Source organism: Staphylococcus sp. HMSC34G04 (genome assembly GCF_001838765.1).
In the GTDB taxonomy this organism is placed as follows: Bacteria; Bacillota; Bacilli; order Staphylococcales; family Staphylococcaceae; genus Staphylococcus; species Staphylococcus epidermidis.
The window spans coordinates 55,118-58,705 of sequence record NZ_KV838748.1 but is presented as its reverse complement, the minus strand read 5'-3'; the positions used below and the strand labels follow the sequence as shown (position 1 = coordinate 58,705).

At 28.5% G+C, this 3,588-nt stretch carries 4 protein-coding genes and 1 pseudogene; 2 read left to right on the top strand and 3 right to left on the bottom strand.

Annotated elements, in window-relative coordinates; translation table 11 throughout:
• Positions 1-12 precede the first annotated feature (12 nt).
• Both HMPREF3241_RS09285 and HMPREF3241_RS09280 read right to left on the bottom strand, forming a co-directional pair.
• The gene (locus HMPREF3241_RS09285; RefSeq protein WP_070853618.1) at positions 13-252 is read right to left on the bottom strand and encodes a hypothetical protein; all 240 of its coding nucleotides are present in this window, start codon (positions 250-252) and stop codon (positions 13-15) included.
• A 14-nt stretch (positions 253-266) separates the two neighbouring features.
• Positions 267-770 (bottom strand): DUF1643 domain-containing protein, encoded by a 504-nt coding sequence (locus tag HMPREF3241_RS09280; protein ID WP_002489613.1) that lies wholly within the window; start codon positions 768-770, stop codon positions 267-269.
• 949 nt (positions 771-1,719) lie between these two features.
• Between HMPREF3241_RS09280 and HMPREF3241_RS09275 the strand changes: the two genes are divergently transcribed.
• Together HMPREF3241_RS09275 and HMPREF3241_RS09270 are read left to right on the top strand one after the other, a co-directional pair.
• A complete protein-coding gene (locus tag HMPREF3241_RS09275; protein ID WP_070853617.1) occupies positions 1,720-2,499 on the top strand; it encodes a tandem-type lipoprotein in 780 nt (259 codons plus the stop codon).
• 112 nt (positions 2,500-2,611) lie between these two features.
• Positions 2,612-2,755: pseudogene (locus HMPREF3241_RS09270) on the top strand (type I restriction-modification system subunit M N-terminal domain-containing protein); the annotation flags it as partial.
• Between the two features lie 507 nt (positions 2,756-3,262).
• Here HMPREF3241_RS09270 and HMPREF3241_RS13055 read toward each other — a convergent pair.
• A partial coding sequence (locus HMPREF3241_RS13055) for a hypothetical protein (RefSeq protein WP_218117633.1) occupies positions 3,263-3,588 on the bottom strand: 326 nt, incomplete at its 5' end.

Sequence of the window (3,588 nt, the reverse complement as noted above, 5' to 3'; positions counted from 1 at the left end):
TATACTATAAATTCAACTTTGCAACAGAACCCATTTTGATAGGTATGGGTTAATAATCATCTGTAAATCATTGTTAAGTACCGTTGTTATAGAGTCATTATTCATAAAATCATCATAGATTTTATCAAGTATTTCCTCATCATCGATGGCTGTGAAATGGTGAACTAGACCTTTTAATATCGAAATATAATTCTGTGAGGCTAAACAACTAGTAACTGTTCGCCAATCTGATTGTGTAGTGTCATGGTTCATATATAATCCTCCTTTTATTTCAATGTCCATTTTTGACGTGCTTTAGGGTTAAGTGGATGCATGATTTCATTTGTTGCTGGATTAATAAGCTTTTTGACTTTCTTTTTGTGAGGTTTTAACATTTCTAACACTTGTTCAACACGTTCAATAACAACAGGCCGCTTCGCATAAGCTCCATAGGCTAGAATGACTGTGTCACTTTCGCTAATCGCTTTCATCAAGTGGATATCTGTGTGCTCGTCATAAGGCTCTTTGATATGTTTAAGGTTTTCTGGAGTTTTAATATTTGAAAATAGATTTACAAGATATACAGCGCCATATTGTTCAGAATTCGCTAATTGGTTGAGAATGAGAACAGTTGTAAGATCGAGTGATAATACACCATCTAAATGAGGATACATCGTTATCACTGTACATGCGGGTTTCTTTTCATTCCAAGTCTTTTTGAGTAAGTAGCGGTGTTGTTCATCATCGCTAAATATAGCTTCTGTGTGTGTCGTACTTTTTATTGTATTCATATTTGTTACTCCTTTTAGTATTCTTCTGGTAAAAGCATCACATAATAAAAAGCGTCCACGTCATCTTCACGAATGACGTAGACTTTTTAGGTAATGTATTTTTATTTTTTACATAGTTTGCATAGTGATATTCCAATTTGTATGTGGGCTATTCTTGTTAGCTTATTTTTAGAATTTTATTGTACTACAGATGTTGCAATGTCTCGATTTAACTATTTATTGTAAATATTTAAAAAACTTTAAATTTATATAGTGTTTTAAGGTCAAATAAATTAGAATATTTGTATTAATAATAATTAAAAATAAAGAGCGCAATTTAATGGAATGTTTAGCTTGTGGGGGGGTAATGTAAATCGGGATGATAAATTCTGCCAATATCGTGGTCATGAAATTGTAAATGAGAGTGACAAGTTTTGCACTAATTGTGGCATAGACGGTCTTTGTAGTCGAGAGTAAAATAAACAATCAACAAGCGACGCCAAAAGAAAAACAGTTCAACAAATCAATTGAATGGTAAAGTTCAAAATGATATTTATAAGACTACTGACAGTCTAAATTCTGTTGAAAATAACAAAAAATAAAGAAAGTAAAATGACTTTAAAGGAACTTTAGTATTGTTTATAAGGACGAACTACATAAATAGCAAAGTAATTTACAATGGTAAATACACTTTGCTATTTTAAATTTTTTAAATGTCAAAATTTAATTTTGGAAGCCGTTTTGTTTTAATAGATGGAATGGATAATTAAAAAATCGCATCACTATCTGATACGCAGAAGGGTATCGTAAGTGATGCGGTTTTATTTATTAATTATAAAGTGAAAAATTAAATTTGAATTACATCTTAAGTATTTATTGTTTGGTAATATGAAAGAGTAATATATAGAAATTTAAGAATTTGATTTATATAGTGTTTTCAAATATACGATAAATAGAAAGATGTGAATATATGAAACATTCTAAAAAGTTACTTTTATGTATCAGTTTTTTATTAATAACGTTTTTTATTAGTGGATGTGGATTTATGAATAAAGACGATAGTAAAGAAACGGAAATCAAAAAAAGTTTTAATAAAACGTTAAGTATGTATCCTATTAAAAACTTAGAAGATTTATACGATAAAGAAGGATATCGAGATGAAGAATTTGATAAGGATGATAAAGGAACATGGTTACTTCACTCGGAAATGGCTATACAACGTAAGGGAGAAGATTTAGAAACTAGAGGTATGGTGTTAAAAATAAATAGAAATACACAAACATCTAAAGGTGATTATATAACCAATAAAATTACATACGATAATAAAGGAAGACCTCAAAGTAATAAGAAAAAATATCCAGTCAAAATGGAAAACAATAAAATAATCCCTATTAAAAAAATTGAAGATAGTAAGATAAAGAGAGAAATAGATGAATTTAAATTCTTCGCTCAATATGCAAATTTTAAAGAATTAAAAGATTATAAGAATGGAAATATATCATACAATCCCAATGTACCTAGTTACTCAGCAGAATATGATTTAGAAAATACCGATTATAATGTAAAACAATTAAGGGAAAGATATGATATTCCAACGAAACAAGCACCAAAATTATTATTGAAAGGTACAGGTGACTTAAAAGGTTCTTCAATTGGTACGAAAGATGTAGAATTTACCTTTGTTAAAGGCAAGCAAGAGAACATTTATTTTTCTGATAGTATGAACTTTATGCCAAGCGAGGATGATTAGATATGTAATTAATATAAATAAAAAAGGATATTTGTTTTAATATTTATTGTATAACAATTAAATGTAATATTTTTATATATTTAAATAAATAGTAATCAAGGAAGTGTTATTAATGGCAACTATAGGTTTTGAAGAAAAGTTATGGCAAGCTGACGATAAATTAAGAGGAAATATGGATGCTGATGAGTATAAAAATATAGCTTTGGGTTTAATCTTTTTAAAGTATATATCAGATTGTTTCGAAGAAAAGTATGAATAATTGAAGCAAGATTTTTGTAATATTTAAAGGTTGATTCTATTTTTAGGTTTCTTAGTTTTAGTTGTTATTTTGGTAGTATCAATTAACTATAATAATTGATGGTTGATAAATCTAAAAGTAGTTTCACTATCAAATTCAGTTACAAAAGTATGTATTCCAAAAAATAGATTTTCGTTTCTTATGATATGCAATTAATCCGACAAAAAATTAAGTATAATGAAAAATTGTAAGTTTCATGCGGTTCCTCATCTTAATTTCTATGAAATGAGGTACGACCTGAGGAGTAGGTTTACTGAGAAATAATGTATTTACGCTGGGGCTTCAAGTCCAATTTAGTTTTTACATTTCATACTTGCACATTATCAAACAAAATCAATTATTAAAATAGATGTTTAAGTATTTTTCTTCTTGTAGTGAGGGAACGTCTAATTTTTATTCGAAATATAAAAAGAAATGAAAGGTTAAATTAATATTAATTTTATTAAATGAATAGGCTAAACCATCTTAAATGTAGTATACTATTAATATAAATGTAATTATTATAAAATTTGTCAAAAAAAGTGACATATCATATAATCTTGTACTAGTGATTGTCATATTTTTTGACAGCAAAAATGATGCTTGAAATATAGTTGTGATGGCATTTGTTAAAGTATCGGATCGATACCCACCCCGAAGAAAAGGGGACGAGAACTCTATCGTATTCCCTTTAGTTTCATCATTATTTGCGATCGATACCCACCCCGAAGAAAAGGGGACGAGAACCTCTTCTTCAGTTTCTAAAGTTAAAGCTACATCATGATCGATACCCACCCCGAAGAAAAGGGGAC